Here is a 21552-nt window from a genome sequence, read left to right as displayed (position 1 = left end):
GGGGTGGGATCGGCCGGTTCGTGCGGCACCGGCGCAGCGGGGTTCACCACGGAGGTGGTGCCTTCCGGGCCAGGCGCAGCCGTGGCGCGGGCAAGGAACACGCCGTTGTCGGGCGGTGGGGTGCCGAGGCCGTCGCTGAGCCGCCGCAGTGCGGCCGCGAGCGGGGGCTGCGGGAAGGGAAAGTCCACGGGGAGCAGCCCGGCCTGCTGGGTGTGGTCGTCGCCGCGGAAGTCCAGGACCCAGTTCTCCCAGCTTTTTGAGGCGACGAGCTCGGGCTGGTCTCTTCGGTCCCTGGCCGACGGGCCGCATCGTGCGGATCAGGCGTGCAGGTGGGGAAGGCGGCGGTCGAGCCGGTCGGGGAGCCACCAGTTGGCGCGGCCGAGGAGAAACATGCTGGAGGGCACTAGGACGAGGCGGACGAGGGTGGCGTCGAGGATGACGCTCACGGCGAGGCCGAGGGCGAGCATCTTGACGACGACCGTGGGCGAGCTGGTGAAGGACAGGAAGACGGCGGTCATGATGAGGGCGGCGCTCGAGATGACGCGGCCGGTGGCGGCCAGGCCGGTGCCGACGGAGCGGGTGTTGTCGGCGCTGGTGTGCCAGAGGTCGGCGATACGGGAGAGCAGGAAGATCTCGTAGTCCATGGAGAGCCCGAAGACGATGGCGAACATCATCATCGGGACGTACGACTCGATGGGCACCGGCTCGTACAGGCCGAGCAGGCGGTTGCCCCAGCCCCATTGGAAGACGGCGGTCAGCACGCCGTAACTGGCCGTGGTGGTGGCCAGGTTGAGCAGGACGGCCTTGAGCGGGATGACCAGGCTGCGGAAGACGGTCATCAGCAGGAGGAAGGCTGCGGCCAGGACGGTCGCGATGATGACGGGCAGGCGCTGCTGGACGGTGTCGCGGAAGTCGACCTGGGCGGCCGTGGCACCGGTGACGTAACCGTGGGCGGTCGTGCCGTGGAGGGCACTGGGGACGGTGTCGTCGACGAGTGTGGTCACCAGGGCGGTGGTGGACGCGTCCTGGGGGCCGTGGGCAGGGGTGACGGTGGTGGTCAGGAGCCTGCCGTCCGGTGTGGACGTGGGTGTGCTCACCTGGGCGACGTCGGGGGTGCTCCGCAGGGCCTGCTGCAGGGTCGTGGCGAGGTCGGACGTTCCGGAGCGGTGGGTGCCGAGGTCGATCACGACGGTCAGGGGGCCGTTGGCGCCGGGGCCGAAACCGGGGCCGGTCGCCTCGGCGATGAGGTCGTAGGCGGTGCGGCTCGTGGTTCCGGCGCGGTCCGCGCTCGCGTCGACGTGGCCCAGCCGCATGGACAGGGCGGGGACGGAGAGCAGGGCGAGAGCCGCTGTGCCGGCGGCGAGGTAAGGCCAGGGGTGCCGGGCGATGCGGACTGCGTAGCGGTGCCATCCGTCGCGATCGCCGGAGGTTTCGGCTATGGGCCGGCGAAGGGCGAGGCGGTCGATACGACGACCGGTCAGGCTGAGAGCGGCGGGGACGAGTGTGACGGCGGCGGTCGCCGTGATCGCGACGGCGAGGGAGGCGGCGAAGCCCAGTTTGCCGATGAAACCCAGGCCGCAGGCGTAGAGGCCGAGCATCGCCACGATGACCGTCACCCCGGCGACCAGGACGGCGCGGCCACTGCTCGCCGTGGTGCGGGTGGCGGCCGACACCGGGTCGTGACCGTCCATCAGGTCCTGCCGGAATCGGGTGGTCAGGAAGAGGCCGTAGTCGATGCCGACGCCCAGGCCGATCATGGTGGCCAGGGTCGGGGCGGAGGTGGCGAAGGACACGGTGCCGGCGACGACGCCGACGACTCCGAGCCCGGTGCCCACCGCGATCAGCGCGGAGACCAGCGGCAGCAGCGCGGCGAGGACGCTGCCGAAGGCCAGTAGCAGCACGAGCAGGGCGGCGACGATGCCGACGAGTTCACTGGCACGGTCGTCGGCGGGCTCCCTGGTGACCTGGTCCAGGTCCCCGCCGTACGCGACCTTCAGGCGGGAGTCGCGGGCCGGCTGTGTCGCCCTGTCCAGCCGGCGGGTGTAGTCGTGGCCGAGGGCCTTGGCCTCCACGTCGAACCGCACGGTGCTGTAGGCGGTGTGTCCGTCGTCGCTGACCACCGGAGCGGACACGGAGGTCACATGCGGCAGGTGGGCAAGGCCCGACAGCGAGCTGCTCACCGAAGGGCTGGACGTCACGGCACTGCTGTCGCTGTGGAAGACGACATGTCCGCTGGAGCCGCCGGCGGTGCGTGAGTGAGCGGCGAGCAGGTCCGCGCCGGTGCTGGACTGCGTGCCCGACAGGCTCACCTGGTCGCTGAACGCGGGCGCCACGACGTGACGGCCGGCCAGTGCCGCCGTCAGGGCCAGCACCCAGGCGGCCATGACCAGCACGGGGTGGCGTGCGCACCAGCCGCCGAGCCGGGGGAGGCCGCCGGCTGGTCGGGCGGAAACGGGAAGAGCAGGCGCGTCGGTGTCGGATCCCGCAGGCATGGACGGCTCCCGGCAGAGGGTTGGAGGGCTGCTGGCGGCGACACTAGACGAAAAATGTCACGACTGCCATTTGTCTCGACTGACTTTTGTCATGTCTGTCGTTTGACACGTCTGTCATTTGGCATGTCTGACAAGATACGCTGGCGTCATGCCCACTCCACCTGAGTCGTCACCGATCCCGGGACTGCGCGAACGCAAGAAGGACCAGACCCGGCAGCGGTTGCGCACCTGTGCCGCCCAGCTCTTCGCCGAACGCGGCTTCGCCGACACCACCGTCGCCGACATCGCCGCCTGCGCAGACGTGTCCACCCGCACGTTCTTCCGCTACTTCGACAGCAAGGAGGACCTGCTCCTGCCCGACGGCGTCGAACTCTTCGCCGCGGTCGAACGCGCCTTTGGGCAGCGCCCCGTGGACGAGCCTCCCTTCGACGCCGTCTGTAACACGCTGCTGGCCGCCGCCGCCCCCTTCCAGAACACCAGCCTGACCGCCCTCACTCACCCCCTGGACGGAACCGAACCACTGATCGCGGCGCGGATGATCCAGGCCTTCACCGAGTTCGAGGACCGTCTCACCCACCTCGTCTTCGACCGGCTGGCACCCGACACGCCGGACGCGGATCTGCAGGCCGCCGTGGTCGCCGGCGCCGCCCTGGCAACCGTCCGCGCGGTTCTGCGCACCCAGCGCGGCCGTCGCGCCGCGGGCACCCACCAGCCGGCCGCCATGCTGCCCCAGGCTTTCCAGATGCTGCGGGAGATGGGGAACGCCGCTCCATGAGCCGCCGACGCCTCCTGCTCGCCACCTCCGCGGCCTTCACCGTCATAGCGCCGCTGGCGGGCAACGCGGTGCTCACGCATCGGGCCGAACAGCGCATCGACCACGTCGCCGCGTGCCGCCTCGCTCCCGTCGCACAGGTCAGCGCGACCCTCGACAGCCCGCTGGCGGCTGTGAACATGCTGGGCGGAAGCGTCGGCGACGTCGACCTCCAGGCCGACGGCCTGCGACGCAACGGGATGGCCCTGCACCTCGATGCGCACCTGCGCCAGGTCACGACAGGCGGTGCCACCCACGGCGGAAGCGCCACCGTGACCATTCCCTACCTGCAGCTGGCCAAGCGCCTGTCCCACCCGGACAGCGGTCCCCCGTGGACTCCCGGCACCGACGGCACAGGACTGATCCTCACCGGTACCGCCAAAGCCCTGGGCGTGCCGGTCACCGTCCACACCGACATCGCAGTGCACGCCGGCACACTCGTCGTCACACCCACCGAACTCACGGTCCTCGGGCGCACCCTTCCCGTCGCCACCATGCGCGACAACGTCCGCGACACTTCGCTGGCCCAGCGTCTGAAGCCGCGCGTCATACGCTTTCCGGCGCTTCCCACCGGCGTCCGCCTGACCGGCGCGCGCGCCGCCGAGGACGGCCTCGCGCTCCACCTCCACCTGGCAGCCGGGGCCGCCGGCACGCGTCCCAAGGCCGAGGGCACGTGTGCGGCGAGTGAGCCACAGCAGGCGCCATCTGCATGACTTTCGGCCGGCTGCTCGCTCCAGGCGATGCACGAGGGTGCTCAGCGACGCCCTGTCGGCTCAGCCCTGTTGCCCGAGGCGCATCACCTTTGTGAGGCTGCGGCGTCGGGGCGGAGGTCGTCGAGGCTGAGGCGGTGGGCGGGGGGCTGCGGGAGAATGACGTGGCTGGTGGTGTGCCGGCGCCGGTCGACATGGAGCAGCTCGCCCGGTTCCATCAGGCGCCAGTGGGGGTTGTCGTCCATGCGCTCGCTGGCGATGACGACGGAGGCGTGGTGGGCCAGATCGGCCGAGTGGACGCGCATGTGCCCATGACTGCCGCTGTGGTCGAGGTGCCGGGTGCCGTAGTGCCCGCCTACGGGCCGCTGGAGTACGTACAGCTTGTGCGTCTCGGGGTAGCGCAGTGCCCACAGCTCATCGGCGGTGGTGAGGACGACGTTGAGGGCGAAGACGGGCAGGTTCTGGGCCACCCATTGTGCGGCGTGCTGGATGCCGGCGCAGATGTCACCGCCGTGGTGTTCGATCTCCCGAGTGATGAGGGCGAAGAACCGCTCCGAGTCGGTGTCCCCCTGGACCAGCGCGCGGTCGCTTCCGAGGTGGTTGTCGAGCATGTCGAGACCCTCGATGACTCCGTTGTGCGCGAACAGCCGTCCTTCCTGTTCGAAGGGATGGGTGTTGCGGAGCTCCAGATCGCCGGTGGAGGCGAAGCGCACGTGGGCGAGGAAGGTCACCGATTCGACCCGCCGGGCCTCCTCCGCGAAGGCCCGGTCCGCGTAGGCGGCGATCGGTGCCTTGTGGACCTGCGGGCTGCCGTCGGGCCGGAAGTAGCCCAGTCCGGTGCCATCGGGGTCGTGATGACTCTGGTCGCTGAGGCTGTCCGGCGCGTCCAGCAGCCAGAACGTCGCGTGGGTACGCCGGGGTGCACCGGTCAGCCCGAAGAGGCGGCACATGCCGGTCCGCTCTCCTCTCCACACAGTGCCCGAGGCGTCTTCCGCGGGCTCCAGGTCCCTCGGTCGAGCCGGGTGACGGCCTGGCCCGCCCGGGTGCTGGGCCCCTGCTCGACGGATCGATGCGCGGTCAGGGCTCTTCGAGCGCTCGGCCGAAATCGCGGACGACGTCGTGTGCTGCCGGTATCCCTCCCGTCCACCACCGATGCTTCACCACTGCCGCTCATCGCGCCACCAGAAGCGGCGCCGGTGCACGCCCCAAGGGGAGGGGGTGGGCGATGGTGGGCCGCAGCTGCAGCATCGCCGTGCGGAACCGCACGTGTTGCTCTGCCCCGTCGCGAGATCCGCTTCAGCGTCTGCCCCTCCTGTTCGGCCGGCCTGCGCACGACCGGCTCTGCCATCGGACTTCCCGTGGTGGACGGAAAGAAGGTGACAGGGTGTTGTCGCGGACAGTTGCGACCGTCGACGGCATGACGATCACAGACGAGGACTGCCTCCCCGAGACCAAGGCGTTCAACGAGCCATTTGAGGCCGGCGCCGCGAGTCGTCCAACTCGCGGACCGACACCGAGCGCAGCCGCGCTGGCGGTCTGGCGCCGCAACCGGCTCGGCGGCGACACGCCACCGGCAAGAACGGCGATAAAATTACCCAAATCGGTGGCCGGGCTCCCGTACCTGGGCTGCCGCTCGACCTGTGCGACCTTGGGGAGCGGCACGGTGGCGAGGTCTGCTGAGGAACGCGGAGTCACGCACAGCGCTGGTGTGCGGGGCAGGTTGCTGGCCGTGCTGCCTGCTCTCCTGCTGTTCCTCGGCCTGTTCATCGGCCTGTTCACACCCCGCGATGTCAGGCCGGACGCCTTCCTCGCCACGGCCATGGTTTCCGCCGCCGCGCTGCTGCCCCTGTGGGGGACCGTGCTCATCGGGGTGGGCGCGTGCGCGATCTTTGTCGGCCTGATGGTGGACTTCGATTCGCTGCGGGATGCGACCGCCTACTCTGAGCTGGCCACCCTCGCGGCGATCGCGGTGTTCGCCGTCTTCTTCAACCGCCTGCTCGGCCGACGCGCCCATCAGCTGGTTCAGGTCCGCTCAGTGGCCGAGACCGCCCAGCTGGCAGTGCTGCATCCCGTGCCGCGACACCTCGGGCCGGTCACGCTCGAGAGCCTGTACCTGGCCGCTGCGGCGGAAGCCCGGATCGGCGGCGACCTTTACGAGGCGCTGCACACCCCGCACGGCGTGAGGCTGCTCATCGGCGACGTACGCGGCAAGGGCCTGCTCGCGATCCAGACGGCCGCGATGCTGCTCAGCGCGTTCCGCGAAGCCGCCCACGACGCGCCCGACCTGCCCCACCTCGCGCGCCGCCTGGAGACGAGCATGAGCCGTCATGCCTGCCAGTACCCGGGGGTCCCGGGTTCGGAGATCGCTGAACGATTCATCACAGTCCTCCTCGCCGAGATCCCGGACGACGAACCCGTCGTCAAGACCGTCACCTGCGGCCACCCGCCCCCGCTACTGCTGCACCGCGGCGAGGTCCGGGAGCTGCAGCCCGCCGATCCCTCGCCGCCGCTCAACCTGGGCATGCTGGCGAGCGACGGGTACCACGTCGACCTCGCCCCCTTCCACCCCGGAGACCAGATCCTGCTGTACACCGACGGGGTCACGGAGACCCGCGACCGCTCCGGCGCCTTCTACCCCCTCGCCGCACGCATCCGCTCATGGAGCGGCGAGGCCCCCCACCAGCTCCTCGACCACCTCCACCGGGACCTGATCGCCTACAGCGGCGGCGAGCTCGACGACGACATCGCTGCCCTCGTCGCCCAGCGGCGCCTGAGCAGCTGAGAGATGAGGCTCTGACCTGCGCAGGTTTGCCGGAACTCGTTGGGAACGGGCCCGGCACCGAGTCGCCGCCGGGATGGGCATATCCCGTACCGCAGCGCACAAGAGGATGCGCCTTTGCCGGGATGACGGGGGAGCCGGGCTGACCGACCAGCTCCGCCACACCGGAGGCCTCCGCCATGATCGAGCCGGGTCGGCGTCAACAACGTTCATGATCAATACACCTGATGCCCAGATGACATGATGAAGCGATGATCTCTTCGACACCTGCCGTCGTCCCTGCAGGTCGGATGGGCCAACGCGAACAACCAGTGTTCCGACTGACAAGGAACGTGGAACTCCGTCCGTGGCGGCAAGACGATGCCCGGTCTCTGGTGGACGCCTGCGAGGACGCGGATATCCAGCAGTGGAACCGTCCAGGGCGTGACGTATCGCTGGAGGATGCACAGCAGAGGATCGCCCGCTGGCATGAGCGCTGGAAGTCCGAGCAATCGGCGATCTGGGCCATCGCGCGGCTCGGGGAGCGGCCAGTGGGCTTGATCGGCTGGGGTGACATCGATCTGAAGGGCGGGAGTGCCGAGATCGTTTACTGGCTGCTCCCGGCGGGACGCGGGGGTGGCGTCATGGTCGACGCCACCGTTCGCCTCAGCCGGTGGGCGATAGACGACCTCGGCCTGCACCGGCTCCGCCTGACCCATTCCGTGGCCAACCCGTCATCCTGTCGGGTTGCGACGAGGGCCGGATTCGCTCTGGAAGGCACTATGCGAAGCGCCCTGCTGCACGCGGACGGGTGGCACGATGAACACCTCCACGCCAGAGTACGAGGCGACGAATGGCCTGGCGCATGAGATGACGATGTGCCGTGATCAAGAGCGGCGGATGCTCGTCCACCGCTGATCTGAGGAGGCATCCCGGTTTCCGGGACACTACGAGGCCATGGGTGGGCGGTTGTGGTGGGTGAGTCCTGTGAACAGGCGCCGTCCGGGAGTTGGCTGCGGAACTGGGCGTCAAGGTGCCGGTCCGCTTCATGCTGAAGTTCCTGAACCGGGGGGCAGCAGTCCACATTGCTCGGTATCCACGAGGTGCTCCTGTCAGATGACGCAGCTGGTTCCAGCACTCGCTACGAGGGCGGCGCTGCCTGTGCGTGCGGTGGCGGTCCGAGCACCCGGTTGGCGGCACAAGCGGTGACCCCGGGCATTCCGCCTGCGTTGTCCGGCCGTGGCTGTCCCCGCTCCACTCCACCCGCCTCGGCCGCCCTCGGGACGGTGGCATGGCGAGCGTTCACGCCATCGGCACCGCCGAGATCCGAACCACCCACCGACAGAGATGCCGCGGAGGGAAGCCAGCATGACGACGCAGCCATTGACCGACTGGTCGCAGGACCACCGAGAGCAGCACTTCCACAGTGTGATCGGCGGCGGCTGGCTTCGCATGCCTCCGCCCATGCTGGGGCTGCTGCTGGCGGCCCTCACCGGAAGGGGGAGGCCCTTGACGAGGGGGGAACTGCGCCCATTCGTACGCAACAGCGTCAACCCCTCCGGCGACTGGCAGGCCTCCTGCTGGGAGGACGGAGACGAGCGTGATGGGAAGGACTTGGCGGATCTGCGGGCGGCTCAGGCCGCTTCGGCCCGCTATGCGGCTCACTACGGGTTGCCGCCGTTGTCCACACTCGACGACATGCTGGCCCTCATGATCGCTGCCGGACTCGTTCACGAAATCCCCGACACGGACGGTCAGATGCGGCTGTACCCCACGTTTCCGCTGCCAGGCCGTCACGAGGTCTTTCCCCTGGACGACGAGGAGTTGAGCGCGCAGCAAGCGCTGCGCCGCCACCATGCCTATGGGGGCGACTCGTCCCGGATCATCGCCTTGTTCGAACCAACGGGCCTGCGACACCAGGAGATCACCACGAGTCTCGACCGCCTGGCAGGGGTGATCGACGGCCATTCGCACGATGCCCGCCAAGCGGTCCTTCTCCTTCTGGAAGGACCGGACTTCACGGCCACCACGGACATCTCTGAGGTCCCCGCCCACAAGGTTTTCCAGCTCCGCTGCGACTGGGACACGTTCCACGAGCACCGCATCCGACGCAGGCGGCACGCACGGACCGGGGCCACTGTCCTCGCCGACGGGCATGACAGCGCCTGACTGGCCTGACTGGCTGTTCTCCATCCGCCCGTGCGATGGGTCGGGCTCGGACCGAGCCCTGGGTCAGATGAGTTGGGCTGTGCGGGTGCATGAAGGAAGACACCTCTCGGTAGCTCGCGGTCGTCGAGTCCAGAGAGTGGCAAGAGGCCCTGGTGCCGAAGTGTTGCGTGGTGGTGGTCGAGCAGCCCGGCCAGGCCACCCGCGAGTGTGACTGTCTCGCCCACCGGTTCGGAAACACGGCCGATCGGCCGGAGCGGGAGCCCCGGTACGGCGGCCCTCGCAGCCACCCCGCCCAGACCAGGGCCCTGCACCGCGACCGGTGCCGGCGCAACGCCAACACCCCCCATCCCGACGTACTCGCCGCCCCACGCAAGGAGATGCCGGCGTCGGACGACCGCACCGCCAGGCACAGAGCCTCAACGGCGTGCCGTGGCGGGAACTGTTCCCTGGTCTAGGGTTGCCCGCATGGCCGAGCCCTCCTTTCTGACCGCTGTCCGGGAGTCGTACGACACGGTCGCCGCCGAGTACGTCGAACGCGTCCCGCCTCCAGCCGAGATGGACCCGTTGTCCCGCGCGATGCTGGCGGGGTTTGCTGAACTCGTGCGGACGGCCGGTCTGGGACCAGTCGCAGACTTGGGGTGCGGCCCCGGCCGCATAACGGCGCACCTGGCCGGGCTGGGGGTGTCCGCCTTCGGCGTCGATCTGTCACCGAAGATGATCGAGCTGGCCCGCCACGCCTATCCGGACCTGCGGTTCACCGAGGGCTCGATGACGGCCCTGGAGACGGGAGACGACGAACTCGGCGGCATCCTGGCCTGGTATTCCACCCACCACACGCCCCCGCAGTGGCTGCCGGCGGTGTTCGCTGAATTCCACCGCACGCTCGCGCCCGGCGGCTTCCTGCTCTGGGGAGACTACATCGGCAATGAACGGCTGCAGCCAACCCACGGCTATGGCCGTCCAGTGTCCTATGAGTCGCACCTCCTGCCCCTGGGCCACATGGTCGGCCTGCTGGGCCAGGCCGGACTCGTCGTCACCGCGCGACTGGAACAGGAGCCCGGCGGACGGGTGAACAGACCGCACGCCTGCCTCCTGGCCCGCAAGCCCGAAAGGCCCTGATGGGGCAGGTTCCTGCGGCGAGGCCGCCCGTGCCGGGTCACTGGCGATCATGGGGGCGGACGGTCAGACCGCGGAGTTGAGAAGGCGGCCGCCCCAGCGGATGCCTGTCGGGGACGGGCGTTCCGCACCGTGTGCGTGACGGCTGTCCCGAACGCCGTGTGGCCATCTGCACGTTGGTCCTGCCGACCTGCCGACCTGCCGACCTGCCGACCTGCCGACCTGCCGACCTGCCGACCTGCCATCTGCCCGGGGCTGCCTGCTGGAAGGCCGGAAGCGCTGCAGCAGCCGACCCAACAGCGTGGCCCGCAACGCCTGCAGTCCGCCCGGTGGCGGCATGGCGGAGCAGGTCGGCGTCGGCAGCGACCAGCACGACGGGAGCTAGCACAGCGGCCAGCTGCAGGATACCGACGTCGCTGAGCTCCTCTTGGGCGAGCTTGTCTGCGGCCGCCGTCATGGCCAGTCCGATTGCTCGAAGGGGAACCGCTGCGCGGTACCCGGTGGCAATGCGTCCCCCGCGGTGGTTGATCACTGCTGGGTCAGCGAGTCCAGGAGTTCACGGCCGTACTGCCACGAGCCCAGGCCGCTGGCGGAGTTGATGTGTCCGCACTCGCCCGCCAGGTGCCATCACCGTTGCGGCCAGTGGGGTCGCACGTCGGCGAGCCACGGTGGCTGACCAGGAGGGCCGCATCCTGGGTTCGGGCGCAGGAGTGCTCACTTCCGCTTTGCCTGTCGCACCTGCAGCGTAAGAGCATGTTGGCGTCACGCTGGGTTTGAGTAGAGAGACACCGGTACATGAAGCACGCTGCGCGCCACAGATGGATGGCACTCCTTGTGCCCGCAGCGGCCCTCGCAGCCGCCGCGCCGTTCGTCGTACCGGCTCTGGCAGGCGCCTCCCCTGCTCCAGCCGCACGGACAGCCGCACGGACAGCCGCGCGGATCGAGGACCGCCAGCAGGTACTCGATGCCGTCGCCGATCGGATCACTCAAGGGTTCTCCGAGTCCGACCGGGCGCGAATACCCGGCTTCGCCGACATCGAGGTCGACCCCGACCACAACCACCTGCGCCTGTACTGGAAGGGCACCCCGCCCCAGCGGGTCAGGCGCATCCTCGCCCAGCTGCCCTCCGGGGTGACCGCCGAGGTCATCCCTGCCCGCTACTCCAAGGCCGAACTCCACGAGTCCCGCACGAAGTTGCTGCGCGGCCGTTCCTCGATGAACCTGCGGGTCGCGGGGGTCGCGGCCCCCGTCCACATCACCAGCATCGCGCCTGCGGTGGACGGCAGCGGTCTGGAGGTCGGCTATGACAGCACAGCCGGTCGGGCGAACAGCCCCATGGCGGTCACGGAGGGAAACGTTTCGCGGAGGGTCGCGGCGACCGCCGACCGGCTGGCGGGGGTGCACACCGTCGCGATACATCGGCTGCAGAGCATGGACCTGGCCTCCCGGCAGCACGACCGCTCACCCTGGACCGGAGCCTCGGCGCTGAGCAACCCCACCGGCGGCATCTGCTCCGGCTCCTTCAGCGTGAGGAACGCCGCGGGTCGGTACATGCTGATGTCCGCTTACCACTGTGGCTCGGCCGCGGGCGGCCGGTGGACCACCTGGTGGGGCGGCGACCTGGTCGGCACCACCGACGCCTCCCAGCGTTCCGCGCAGGACGACGTGGTGGGCATCGAGCCGGCGTCGCAGCGGGCCCGCGGCTGGCTCTATGACGGTCCTGCAAGCCGCACCGACGGTTACGCCAAACCCGTCGTCGGCTGGGGCCACAACAACGTCGGCGACTACGTGTGCACCGACGGCGCCAACGGCGGCGTGCACTGCGGTGTGCGGATCGCTCAGACCGACATCGGCGTCACCGGACCGAACCACGTCTACCGCCCCGATGTCGACCTCGCCTACGCCACCTCTGCGACTCCGGGCGGTGTCGCGGCGATCAACGGCGACAGCGGCGGACCGGTCTTCGCGAGCGTCCGCAACCACACAGCCGATGAGGCGCGTGGAATGATCACAGCTCTCGATCGGACGGTCACCTGCCCGCCCGCATACAACCGGGACACCGTGCTCGATGGTCACCGCAGGACGCCGTGGTGCGTGGCCGGCGTGTATTACGTGCCGATCGGGCAGACCCTGCATGACATGCACTGGACGCTGGTCACGGGCTGACCACCCATGGGCCGACCGTGCCGCTCCGCGATCGGGGCGGTCCACGTGGAGCACCCCGTGGACCCACCACACGACCGCCAGGCCACCTGCGTGCACCGAGTACATATCGGGCTGCTTGCTGGGCGATATCGTGCGCGACACGCGACGCATCGGCGGAAGGTCAGCGGGCGACTGCTTGTTCGGCCTGTGCTTTGCCCGCGGTGTCCCCTAACGACCAGCTCGCCGTGTATGCGAGCTACCACGTCTGTCACATGAATGGTTCCGGCTCAAGCACCAGGCACCTGAGGCCGCTTCCTTGCGGGCGCAGGAGCGGGAATACGGCCCGGCCGCAGTCGCGTTGCCTTGTTCTGCGGTGGACAGCGTCCGTCGTTCCGGACTTTGTGGCATGTCCCGGGGGCTCGGACGGGACTGGGCTGCAGGCCGTCGGCCGGCGATCACGGTTTGGGTCGGTCTCCTCCGGCGCCGTGTGCAGGACTCGATGTACAACGCGGTGGGCTGTGGCCCAGCGCAGGGAGGGGACATGAGGCGGTGACTCTTCGTCAGTTCGAGTATGCCCTGGCTGTGGCCGAGGCGGGCTCGGTGACGGCGGCGGCAGAGTTGTTGCATGTCGCTCAGCCGTCGGTGTCGCAGCAGATTCGCGGCTTGGAGCGGGAACTCGGCGTGGCGCTGTTCGCCCGCACGCCAGCCGGGCTGGTGCCCACCGCGGTCGGTCGGGCGTTCCTGCGGGACGCGGAGGTCGCGGTGAGAGCGGCGCGGCGGGCGAAGGCGACGGCGCGGGCCGGTGCCGATGAGATCGAGGGCGAGCTGGTGGTCGCGGCGCAGATGGGACTGGGCACGCGGCAGCTGCCCGGCGCGCTGAGCGCGTTGCGCCGCCGGTTCCCGCGGCTGGAGATCACCGTATTCGAGGAGGCGAACCCCGCCGAGCTGGAGCGGTTGGCGCGCCGGGGCGTGGTGGACCTTGGCCTGATAGGCGGGCCGTGCAAGGAAGACCTGTACGAGGGCCACCACCTCGGCGATGAGGAGTTCGTCGTGGTGCTGAGTCCCGAGCACGCGCAGCTCGCCGCGGACCGGGTCGAGCTGCGCGAAGTGGCGCGGGAGCCGTGGATCAGGTTCGACCACGGCAGCGCGCTCGACGGCGTGCTGCGGGACGTGCTGCGGGACAACGGGCTGGCCCCGACCACGGTCGCCCGCGTCTCCCAGACGGCGACGGCGGTGCGCTGGGCCGCCCATGGGCTGGGGGTGACTCTCGTTCCGACCTCCGCGGTGCTTCCCGGGTTCGAGCACCTCACACGTCCCGTCTTTCCCGCCGTTTCCATGCCCACCGTCGCCGCGGTCCGGCCCGGCGCGGGCCCGGCGGAAATGGCCCTGCTCGAATTTCTGCGTCAAGAGACCTGGTACTACACCGGCTTCTCCCGTAACGGGTCAGGGCCTACTCACAACTGGGTGATGCCTCCGTCCACCACGAACTCGGTGCCCGTGGTGTAAGTGGCGTCGAAGGCCAGGAATGCCACCGCTCTGGCGACTTCTTCCGGAGTTCCGAGACGCTGCATGGGGTTCTCCGCGACCCGTTCCGCCTTGAACTGATCGGCGGCCTCTTTGGTCATCGTTTTCTCCAGGATTCCCGTGTCGACGGGGCCGGGGCTGATCGCGTTGACGCGGATTCCGCGTGGAAGAAGCTCGCGGGAGAAGCTGCGGGCCATCGAGCGCAGCGCTGCCTTCCCGGCCGCGTAGACGCTGGTCTGAAGCATGCCCATGACGTTCGCGACCGAGGTGGTGAGGACGACGCCGGCGCCCGTGCTCAGCAGCGGGGCGAGCTTCTGTACGGTGAAGAAGGCGCCCTTGACGTTGATCGCGAACGATTCGTCGTACATCTCCTCGGTTGTCGAGGCGAAAGGCATGGCGCTGGTGATGCCGGCGTTGACGAACAGGGCCTCCACTGTGCCGAGTCTGTTTCGTACCTGGGCAGCCAGAGCGTCCAGGTCGGGTAGTGAGGCCACGTCGCTCCGGACGGCCAGCGCGTTCTTGCCGAGGCGCTCCGTTGCGGCGTCGAGTGTGGTCTGAGAACGGCCGGTGATCACCACGCGTGCTCCGGCGTCCACCAGCAGCTTCGCCGTCGCGAAACCCAGGCCGCTGCTGCCGCCCGTGATCACTACGTTCTTGTCGCTGTACTTTCCGTCCATTTCTGGGATCCTCATTTCTTCGTTCAGGCCCTCCTTTCACTTCGTCGGTGTCAACCCACGGGGAATTCACCGCCGTCCACGGTGAGGTTCCTCCCGGTCAGCCAGCTCGCCCGGTCCGATACGAGGAACAGCACCGCGTTGGCGATGTCGTCGGGCCGGCCGTCGCGTCCCAGCGGAGGGGCGGTGGTGCCCTGGCCCGGCCCCTGGTTCAGGCTCGCCCACTGCTCCCGCGTCGCCTCGCCGCCGGGGGTGGCGGTCCTGCCGGGAGACACCGCGTTGACCCGGACTCCGAACGGGGCCAGTTCCAGGGCCAATCCCCGGCTGTAGTTCTGCAGTGCCGCCTTCGCCGCCGTGTAGTGCAGGAACGGCGGTGCCGAGGTGGGGACGGCGGCCGTGGAGACGTGCACGACCGCGCCCGAACGCCGTTCACGCATCCCCGGAGTCAGCAGCGAATCCAGCCGCACCGACGCCAGGTAGTTCAGGTCCAGCTGGTCCTGCCATTCCTCGTCGGGGATGGCCCATGCGTTCCGGAACGGTCGCGCTCCACCCGCGTTGTTGACCAGGATGTCCACCCCGCCGAGCGCCTCCTGCGCGGCTCCGGCGACTGCCTCCGCTCCGGCCCGTGTCCGCACATCGGCCTCCACGAAGGCGGCGCCCTCCGGCACCGTGCTCGTCTTCGACCTGGCGGTCGTGAGTACCTCGGCGCCCGCGTCCAGGAGCTGGCGCACGATGGCCGCGCCGATTCCGCGCGACCCGCCCGTAACCACGGCTCGCTTTCCCGCGAGTTCTCGCATCTCTGAATCATTCTTGGTTGAGGTCATGTCGCCTGCCCTTTCGCTTGCATATCGGTCCGCTCGGCTGGAAAAAGGGCAACGCGCACAGGGACGCTAATTCCGGAGAACCGCGGTGCGCATCTCGCCTCGTCGAGCTGTTTCACCGTAGGTCCGAGATGAATCGAGAGGCAAAGACGAAAAATGAGCAGGTGCTATAGGGGTTGCCTATAGGCAACCCGGTGACCAGGCAAGGCTTCGGCGCAGTCGCAGGATGTCCGGTTCGTGATCGTGCGACGACGCCGAAGCCCTGCCGCGTGCGGGCTTGGACCGGCTGCCATTGATCAGTCGCATCGGGACCGGTACAAGTGACGAGTGACAGAACCTCTTGCCCCTCGCCCGGATGACCGGGTCGCGTCGAAGCCGGGACGGTGGACCCAGCAGTCAGCGGGTGCGACGTTCGCCGCCGTCGCCGCATTCCTCATAACTCGCGACGTCACGTTCGGGTTCTTCAGTCAGACGCTGCCCGACTGGGCGTACACCTCTACGGTCCTCGCGGGACTTGCTGTCTCGGCTGTCGCCTACGGCCTTGCCGGGTTGTGGCTCAGGCGATTGCACTAGCGGGGCTCACGGCAGGCTTCAGCGTTGCTGCACGGGCGTCCGGTTCGTGACGATCCGCCGGCTTGGCGGTCATCCGGGTAATTGACAGGCATGGGCTCCCAAGATCATGGAGTTCTCTACGCCTCGTGATCCAAGTGGAAGACCGTGCCTGCCGACGGATCAAGGCGGCCACCGTGAACAGCCTCCTCTTCCCCGGAGCCCGCCAGGCCGACCAGATCAAGCGCCGACGCACCGACCGCAAGACCGGCAAGACCACCGCCAAGACGATCTACGCCGTCACCAGCCTGACCGCCGAGCGGGCCACCGCGGCCCAGCTCGCCGAACTCGTCCGCAACCACTGGAAGATCGAGGCCCTGCACCATGTCCGCGACACCACCTTTGCCGAGGACGCCTCCCAGCTGAGGACCGTCAACGCGCCCCGCGTCATGGCCACTTGGCGCAACCTCGCCATCGGAGCCCTCCGCATGGCCGGAGTGAAGAACATCGCGGCCGGCCTCCGCCGCAACGCCCGTGACCCTCGCCGCCCACAGCGTCGCCATCGCCTCCAACGAGTCCTTCGGAGGCTGGACGAAGTCCTTCACCGACCCCCGTCTCTGCGCGGCCATCGTCGACCGCCTGACCTTCAACGGCACCGTCATCGAGACCGGCACCGACTCCTACCGCCTCGCGCCCCCCGAGCCCGAGCGGAAGAGCCCACCAAAGCCGGGTGAAACTCCTCGGGGCAGTTGCATGGTGACTTGGCCGGGATACCAGTATGGTCTGGCATGACCTATGTGATCACTGCCGCTCATCCTGACGACGCCGCGACGTTGGGGCCCTTGCACCTGCGGAACTGGCTGCAGAACTACCTCAACGCAGACGCAGGGATCGATGAGTCCTGGATCCGTGAGCACCGCGGTTCGTCCGCCACTGCGGAAGGCATCACGCAGTGGCGAGAGTTCATCGAGGTGCAAGCGGTGCCGCGTGGTTGTGATTGCAGGTCTGGTCAGGTCGGGAGGCTGACCGATCAGAGAGGTCTGCAGTCCCGGCGGGTGAGGGTGCTGCTGGCATTCGGCAGGAGCGAACCGGCCTTCAGCGATCTCACACCGGGTGCAGACCGATGGGGACCAGGGTCAATCGAAGAAGTTGCGGTTCCGGCGCACAAAGTCAGCAAAACCGAGCGCTCCACGACCCGTGAGGTCGGCCACGGTTGAAGTGACCGTCTCTGCACCACCGTCGCGGTAAGCGCGGGCAACCCCTATCAGGGCATCGACGTGGAACTCCGGCATCCCGCGACTCAGCATGGCCGCGCGCGCTTCGTCGTCTGTCAGGCCCACGTAGCGCACCGGCTTGCCAAGGACGTCGGAAAACTCTTCGGCGGCTTCAGCGTAGGTCAGTGCCTTCGGCCCGGTGAGGTCATAGAGGCAGCCGTCATGGCCATCAGTGGTGAGCACCCTCGCTGCGACACGGGCGACGTCGCCGATGTCGATGAAGCTTATGGGTGCGGTGATCAATGGGAGGCTGAACTCCCCGGATTCGCGGATGGACGGCTGGCGCAGGAAGTTCTGCAGATAGAAGTTGGGTCGCAGGATCGTCCAAGGCAAACCGGACGTAACGAGCGACCGTTCGACGGGCTGATGTAGCCGGGCGATCGGTGAGAGCCCTTCGTCGGCCCGCCAGACCGACAGCTTGACCACCCGGACACCCACAGCACGGGCGGCTTCCAGCATGTTGAGTTCGTGGGTCGTTTGGGCGGGGCTCGTCGCGCCGAGAAGGAATACGGTCTCAATGCCCTTGAGTGCAGGACCGATCGTGTCCGGCATGGCCAGATCGAGCGTCACTGCCTGACCACCTGACTTGATCACCTGAGCCGTGGTACGCGGATCACGGTAAGCCGCGCGCGCGGCCACGCCGTCGGCACGAAGACGAGTGAGGAGAGCCGCTCCGACGTTCCCACTCGCGCCAGTCACCAGAATCATCGTCACATCCTTTAGTCGACAGCAGGGAGTATGCCGAGAATCGGAACCCACCATCCTGGGATGGACGCCAGGCAGGCCGAAAGTGATCTTCAGGCTGCGGCGTCCAGCGGACGTCTGGTCCAGCGGTGGCCAACAGCCTGGCCGCGCTGAAGTCGATCCGCGCCGCCCGACCCGACGGCGCCCCGATCCACATCATCCTGGACAACCTCTCCGCCCACACTGGTGCCTTTGCGGCGGCGGTTGACGCCCCAGAGCCGGTACGCCGACACCTGGTGCCTGTGTCCTTGGGAAGACCCGTGGTCGGTCGAACGACGAGTGGGCCCGGCGCACAGTGGCGCGCCCGGCTAACATCGTGACGCGTTTGCACGCATCCGGCGACACGGCACGACCCCTGGGCTGAGGCATGGCCGCAGCCGACGCGACACGCGTCGTGGTGGGTCAGAGGGCGTCGACGTCGACGCGGTGTCACGGCGAGGAAGTCATGCGGGTGCGCGGTTGGCCCGGATGAAGCGGGCGCCCCACTACCGTCGCCAAGAGTGTGGTGGACGGCGAGGTCCTGGTACGCACCGACCAGATCCGGCTCGCGGGGACCTACCTGGAGCTGATGCGGGCCGACTGCACCATCCCGGTCCCGGCCTGGCGGCCGGGGCAGCGGGTAGGGGTGGCCGCCATCGGCACCGTGGTCCGATCCGACAGCCCCGAATTCGAGGTCGGCGACCTGGTCCGGTCGGTGACCGGCTGGAGCGAGTACTCGGCCGGCCCGGCCGGCTCGTACGTCAAGCTCAATCGTGTGCTCTTCGCCGACCCGGGCTACTACCTCGGCCAGGGACCGACCGCCTACTACGGGATGGCCGAGGTAGCGGCCGTCGGCGAAGGCGACGTGGTCTTCGTCTCCGGCGCGGCGGGCGGGGTTGGCTCGCTGGCCGGGCAGATCGCCAAGTGCCTTGGTGCGGCTCGGGTGATCGGCAGCGCCGGCAGCTTGGCGAAGGTCGACTACTTGGTGAACGAACTCGGCTACGGCGCAGCCTTCGACTACCACGACGGCTCTGCAGCCGACCGGCTGCGGGAGCTCGCGCCCGAGGGCATCTCGGTCTTCTTCGACGTCGTGGGCGGCGAGCAGTACCAGGGCGCGCTGCAGGCGGCCCGGCCCGGGGCGCGCTTCGCCCTGTGCGGCTCGCTGTCCAGCCAGCTCGGTGACACGGCGCAGCGCTTTCCGCAGCCGGATCGCGCGGCGGCCGAGGCCAGGGGCGTCGAGCTGCTGCCGTTCTCCTGCCACCACACGCCTGATCAGATCGCGGCCTGACGTGAGAACTTCAGCAGCTGGCTGGGCGAGGGCCGCTTCGTCTACCCGCAGACGGTGGTCGAGGGTGGGATCGAGGACGTGCCGCAGGCGTTCCTCTCCCTGCTGCAGGGTTCCTGCCAGGGCAATGTCTCGGTGCGGCTGTCGTGACCACCCACTTCGCCCGGAACAGCGCAGGATTGGACGCGGCGTCCTCGGTGGCCGAGGGGCTCGGCCTGCTCGCGGGAGGGACGCTATCGCGCAGGGAGTCGGCCCGGCGGCTGGCCGAACGCCATCCTGGCCGCGACGGCCGGATTCTGGCCGGGCAGGTGGAATTGCGCACCCCCCTCGTCCAGGGCGTGGCCACCGGCACATGGGGCTCCTGGGGCACCCGGTCGGCGGTCTCGGTGACGCCCGCCGAGGTCTGGCTGGGACAGCCGATGGCGACGGCAGCGACGGCGACTGCCGACAAGGATTCGGCCAAAGAGCTGATCCGCCGCTATCTGGCCGCCTTCGGCCCGGCCGGAGTGAAGGACGTCCAGGCCTGGTGCTGACTGACCCGCCTGGGCGAGGTCGTCGCAGAGATCTCCGCCGAACTGCGCCGCTACTCCGGTCCGGACGGCAGGGATCTGATCGATCTGGCCGACGCTGAGCTGCCCGACCCCGAGACGCTCGCTCCAGTGCGACTGCTGCCCGCCTTCGACAACGTCCTGCTCGGTCACGCCGACCGGACTCGGGTCATCAGCGACGAGGACCGGAAGCGGGTGATGCCCGGCCAGGCAAGGGTACGGCCCACCTTCCTGGTGGACGGCCGGGTGCACGGAACATGGTCCATCGACGCCGGGACGCTGCGGCTCACCCCGTTCCGACCGCTCTGCGCAACCGATCGGGCAGCCCTGGAACAGGAAGCCGACCGGCTGCTGCAATTCGTGGGAGGCCGGGTGGTGTCCTGGGGCGGCAAGTGTTGCGCCTACCTGTCGCGACAGACTTGCGCGAGCCCTCACAGCCTACTGGGATTCGCCCAGGTCACCACGACGTGCCGGCGTGGTCGAAGTGCTGACATCTCCGTTTGCTTTGGAGATGGACGAGATGGGCGTTCATCGCTTGTCCTCCTCGTCCGTCCAGCGGATTGTTCTGATTGGTCGCAGGTCGGTCGTGAAGGGTCGTCAGCTGATCTGTTCGGCCAGGGCGAGGATGATGCCTGAGGGGCCGCGGAGGTAGCAGAGGCGGTAGATGTCCTTGTACTGCGCTACCTCGCCGATTAGTTCGGCGCCGTGGGGGCGCAGGCGGGTGATGGTGTCGTCGATGTCGTCGACGGCGAACATGACCCGGTGCAGGCCCAGCGTGTTCGGCGGCGGGTTGTGCGATCCGTCGCCGATCGCCGCGGGGGTGTGGTACTGCGCGAGCTCCAGCTTGCCGTGGCCGTCCGGAGTCCGCATCATCGCGATGTCGCTGCGGACTCCCTCGAGTCCGACGGCCTGGTCCGCGAAGAGGCCCTCGATCTGCGCTCTGCCTTCGACCTCCATGCCCAGTTCGGTGAAGAAGGCGACGGCGGCGTCCAGGTCTTCGACGACGATGCCGACGTTGTCCATCCGCTGAAGCGTCATGACGGTTCTCCCTCTGCGTTGCGCGACCGTTTGAGGCCACCGGTATACCGAGGACGGAGCCGGCGGCCCGTTCTCGACACCCGTAAACGGGTTGAGCTCCGGAGGCCCGCTCCTGGCCCCGCCCTGGGGTGCCCCAATCGCCGAACGAGAACCCGCCCATACACGACCCAAACAGTCGAGGAAGCCCTCTGTCGGGCACCCGAATGAGACACCCCGGAGAGTCCGGAGAACCGTCCCACTTGGGCTCCGCGGCCCAGCCCGGCCGCAGCTCGGGTCCGTGCACCGGAGTGCTCAGCATCGGTTCCGGAGCGTTCACGTCACCGTGCATGCCTTTCGCCCGGACCGTCGGCCAGCCGAGTGACCCAGGAAGGCCGGCCGCCGTACCGAACGGTCAGGCGCTGGGATGCGCAGCCGTCTTCAGCTTCCAGCCGCTGCCACTGCAGCCGTCCTGCAGGGGCGGGAAACGGTGCCCTTTGACGGCGGTGCTGTACGCGTGGCCCTGCCCGCAGTCGCACTCGTAGATCCCTGACACCGGGAGCACCTCACCGGGGCGGGGTACCTGCTCGTTCTCGTCGCTCATGCTTCCTGGTACGACGGGGCGACGGACGCCGCGACACGGGGTCGGCACGAAGGCGGGTCAGACGGCGCTCCGTTGCGGGCGGTGTCCGGTGCGGGCGAGTACGTCGATGAGTTCCTCCCGGCTTTCGTAGGCGGTCAGTGCGCGCATGACCGGCTGGCCGCATGAACCTGGTGCTGTGGCCGGAAAGGTTCACCGGCTCGCGGCGTCCGGCACGGCACCTCGCCGCGTTGTCGCACCGCCCGAGTACATCCGGTACGCGGGCGACGCTCCGCCTTGCGATGCACCGCACCGGACGCCGCGAGCTTTCCGGCGAACCTTTCCGGCCACAGCACTAG

The 21552-nt window shown here is 68.9% G+C and carries 16 protein-coding genes and 3 pseudogenes; 12 read left to right on the top strand and 7 right to left on the bottom strand.

What is annotated here, in order from left to right; genetic code table 11:
* Positions 1 to 317: 317 nt before the first annotated feature.
* Positions 318 to 2492, bottom strand: a complete 2175-nt coding sequence (locus ACZ7L1_RS37125) for an MMPL family transporter (protein ID WP_471443862.1) — start codon at positions 2490 to 2492, stop codon at positions 318 to 320.
* 148 nt (positions 2493 to 2640) lie between these two features.
* On the opposite strand from ACZ7L1_RS37125, the gene ACZ7L1_RS37120 reads away from it, so the two are divergent.
* Positions 2641 to 3267, top strand: a complete 627-nt coding sequence (locus tag ACZ7L1_RS37120; RefSeq protein WP_471443860.1) for a TetR/AcrR family transcriptional regulator — start codon at positions 2641 to 2643, stop codon at positions 3265 to 3267.
* Positions 3264 to 4016 carry an LmeA family phospholipid-binding protein gene (locus tag ACZ7L1_RS37115; RefSeq protein ID WP_471443859.1) on the top strand — a complete coding sequence of 251 codons (753 nt, stop codon included), beginning with the start codon at positions 3264 to 3266 and terminating at the stop codon, positions 4014 to 4016. Before ACZ7L1_RS37120 ends, ACZ7L1_RS37115 begins: the two co-directional genes overlap by 4 nt.
* Before the next feature lie 83 nt (positions 4017 to 4099).
* On the opposite strand, the gene ACZ7L1_RS37110 is transcribed toward ACZ7L1_RS37115, so the two are convergent.
* Positions 4100 to 4963, bottom strand: a complete 864-nt coding sequence (locus tag ACZ7L1_RS37110) for a class II glutamine amidotransferase (protein WP_471443857.1) — start codon at positions 4961 to 4963, stop codon at positions 4100 to 4102.
* A 467-nt stretch (positions 4964 to 5430) separates the two neighbouring features.
* On the opposite strand from ACZ7L1_RS37110, the gene ACZ7L1_RS37105 reads away from it, so the two are divergent.
* The 6 genes from ACZ7L1_RS37105 to ACZ7L1_RS37080 all read left to right on the top strand — a co-directional run bounded on the left by ACZ7L1_RS37105 (position 5431) and on the right by ACZ7L1_RS37080 (position 13707).
* On the top strand, positions 5431 to 6795 hold the full coding sequence (locus ACZ7L1_RS37105; protein ID WP_471443855.1) for a PP2C family protein-serine/threonine phosphatase: 1365 nt from the start codon (positions 5431 to 5433) through the stop codon (positions 6793 to 6795).
* Positions 6796 to 7043: 248 nt separating this feature from the next.
* Entirely contained in the window at positions 7044 to 7640 is a 597-nt protein-coding gene (locus ACZ7L1_RS37100; protein WP_471443853.1) for a GNAT family N-acetyltransferase, read from the top strand.
* Positions 7641 to 8139: 499 nt separating this feature from the next.
* Entirely contained in the window at positions 8140 to 8940 is an 801-nt protein-coding gene (locus tag ACZ7L1_RS37095) for a DUF6042 family protein (RefSeq protein WP_471443852.1), read from the top strand.
* A gap of 465 nt (positions 8941 to 9405) precedes the next feature.
* Entirely contained in the window at positions 9406 to 10059 is a 654-nt protein-coding gene (locus ACZ7L1_RS37090) for a class I SAM-dependent methyltransferase (RefSeq protein ID WP_471443850.1), read from the top strand.
* Positions 10060 to 10890: 831 nt separating this feature from the next.
* Positions 10891 to 12222: a chymotrypsin family serine protease gene (locus ACZ7L1_RS37085; RefSeq protein ID WP_471443848.1), complete on the top strand. Its 1332-nt coding sequence runs from the start codon at positions 10891 to 10893 to the stop codon at positions 12220 to 12222.
* A gap of 528 nt (positions 12223 to 12750) precedes the next feature.
* Positions 12751 to 13707, top strand: a complete 957-nt coding sequence (locus tag ACZ7L1_RS37080) for a LysR family transcriptional regulator (RefSeq protein ID WP_471443846.1) — start codon at positions 12751 to 12753, stop codon at positions 13705 to 13707.
* Here the strand turns inward: ACZ7L1_RS37080 and ACZ7L1_RS37075 are convergent.
* Both ACZ7L1_RS37075 and ACZ7L1_RS37070 read right to left on the bottom strand, forming a co-directional pair.
* Entirely contained in the window at positions 13656 to 14402 is a 747-nt protein-coding gene (locus tag ACZ7L1_RS37075) for an SDR family oxidoreductase (protein WP_471443845.1), read from the bottom strand. The two genes, ACZ7L1_RS37080 and ACZ7L1_RS37075, sit on opposite strands and share 52 nt — an antisense overlap.
* Positions 14403 to 14452: 50 nt before the next feature.
* Positions 14453 to 15196 (bottom strand): oxidoreductase, encoded by a 744-nt coding sequence (locus tag ACZ7L1_RS37070; RefSeq protein WP_471443843.1) that lies wholly within the window; start codon positions 15194 to 15196, stop codon positions 14453 to 14455.
* 722 nt (positions 15197 to 15918) lie between these two features.
* On the opposite strand from ACZ7L1_RS37070, the pseudogene ACZ7L1_RS37065 reads away from it, so the two are divergent.
* Both ACZ7L1_RS37065 and ACZ7L1_RS37060 read left to right on the top strand, forming a co-directional pair.
* Positions 15919 to 16230, top strand: a pseudogene (locus tag ACZ7L1_RS37065) (transposase); the annotation flags it as partial.
* A gap of 88 nt (positions 16231 to 16318) precedes the next feature.
* Positions 16319 to 16503: pseudogene (locus tag ACZ7L1_RS37060) on the top strand (ATP-binding protein); the annotation flags it as partial.
* A 402-nt stretch (positions 16504 to 16905) separates the two neighbouring features.
* On the opposite strand, the gene ACZ7L1_RS37055 reads toward ACZ7L1_RS37060, so the two are convergent.
* Positions 16906 to 17751, bottom strand: a complete 846-nt coding sequence (locus ACZ7L1_RS37055) for an SDR family oxidoreductase (RefSeq protein WP_471443841.1) — start codon at positions 17749 to 17751, stop codon at positions 16906 to 16908.
* 538 nt (positions 17752 to 18289) lie between these two features.
* Between ACZ7L1_RS37055 and ACZ7L1_RS37050 the strand changes: the two genes are divergently transcribed.
* Positions 18290 to 19054 (top strand): MDR family NADP-dependent oxidoreductase, encoded by a 765-nt coding sequence (locus ACZ7L1_RS37050; protein WP_471443839.1) that lies wholly within the window; start codon positions 18290 to 18292, stop codon positions 19052 to 19054.
* A gap of 143 nt (positions 19055 to 19197) precedes the next feature.
* Positions 19198 to 20235, top strand: a pseudogene (locus ACZ7L1_RS37045) (winged helix DNA-binding domain-containing protein).
* On the opposite strand, the gene ACZ7L1_RS37040 reads toward ACZ7L1_RS37045, so the two are convergent.
* Positions 20197 to 20637 carry a VOC family protein gene (locus ACZ7L1_RS37040; protein WP_471443838.1) on the bottom strand — a complete coding sequence of 147 codons (441 nt, stop codon included), beginning with the start codon at positions 20635 to 20637 and terminating at the stop codon, positions 20197 to 20199. The pseudogene ACZ7L1_RS37045 and the gene ACZ7L1_RS37040 sit on opposite strands and share 39 nt — an antisense overlap.
* A 391-nt stretch (positions 20638 to 21028) precedes the next feature.
* Positions 21029 to 21217 (bottom strand): hypothetical protein, encoded by a 189-nt coding sequence (locus ACZ7L1_RS37035; RefSeq protein WP_471443836.1) that lies wholly within the window; start codon positions 21215 to 21217, stop codon positions 21029 to 21031.
* Positions 21218 to 21552 lie beyond the last annotated feature (335 nt).

The sequence above is a fragment of the Streptomyces sp. NPDC107546 genome (genome assembly GCF_055639175.1).
The sequence above is the reverse complement of the archived record's forward strand: the minus strand, read 5'-3'. Positions and strand labels throughout refer to the sequence as shown.

What these genes read in the sequence shown, in the direction of transcription:
- ACZ7L1_RS37105 (WP_471443855.1), top strand. Translation starts at nt 5,431, where the DNA reads ATGACGATCACAGACGAGGACTGCCTCCCCGAGACCAAGGCGTTCAAC.
- ACZ7L1_RS37115 (WP_471443859.1), top strand. Translation starts at nt 3,264, where the DNA reads ATGAGCCGCCGACGCCTCCTGCTCGCCACCTCCGCGGCCTTCACCGTC.
- ACZ7L1_RS37035 (WP_471443836.1), bottom strand. Translation starts at nt 21,217, where the DNA reads ATGAGCGACGAGAACGAGCAGGTACCCCGCCCCGGTGAGGTGCTCCCG.
- ACZ7L1_RS37090 (WP_471443850.1), top strand. Translation starts at nt 9,406, where the DNA reads ATGGCCGAGCCCTCCTTTCTGACCGCTGTCCGGGAGTCGTACGACACG.
- ACZ7L1_RS37055 (WP_471443841.1), bottom strand. Translation starts at nt 17,751, where the DNA reads ATGATTCTGGTGACTGGCGCGAGTGGGAACGTCGGAGCGGCTCTCCTC.
- ACZ7L1_RS37120 (WP_471443860.1), top strand. Translation starts at nt 2,641, where the DNA reads ATGCCCACTCCACCTGAGTCGTCACCGATCCCGGGACTGCGCGAACGC.
- ACZ7L1_RS37100 (WP_471443853.1), top strand. Translation starts at nt 7,044, where the DNA reads ATGATCTCTTCGACACCTGCCGTCGTCCCTGCAGGTCGGATGGGCCAA.
- ACZ7L1_RS37095 (WP_471443852.1), top strand. Translation starts at nt 8,140, where the DNA reads ATGACGACGCAGCCATTGACCGACTGGTCGCAGGACCACCGAGAGCAG.
- ACZ7L1_RS37125 (WP_471443862.1), bottom strand. Translation starts at nt 2,492, where the DNA reads ATGCCTGCGGGATCCGACACCGACGCGCCTGCTCTTCCCGTTTCCGCC.
- ACZ7L1_RS37110 (WP_471443857.1), bottom strand. Translation starts at nt 4,963, where the DNA reads ATGTGCCGCCTCTTCGGGCTGACCGGTGCACCCCGGCGTACCCACGCG.
- ACZ7L1_RS37040 (WP_471443838.1), bottom strand. Translation starts at nt 20,637, where the DNA reads ATGACGCTTCAGCGGATGGACAACGTCGGCATCGTCGTCGAAGACCTG.
- ACZ7L1_RS37070 (WP_471443843.1), bottom strand. Translation starts at nt 15,196, where the DNA reads ATGCGAGAACTCGCGGGAAAGCGAGCCGTGGTTACGGGCGGGTCGCGC.
- ACZ7L1_RS37075 (WP_471443845.1), bottom strand. Translation starts at nt 14,402, where the DNA reads ATGGACGGAAAGTACAGCGACAAGAACGTAGTGATCACGGGCGGCAGC.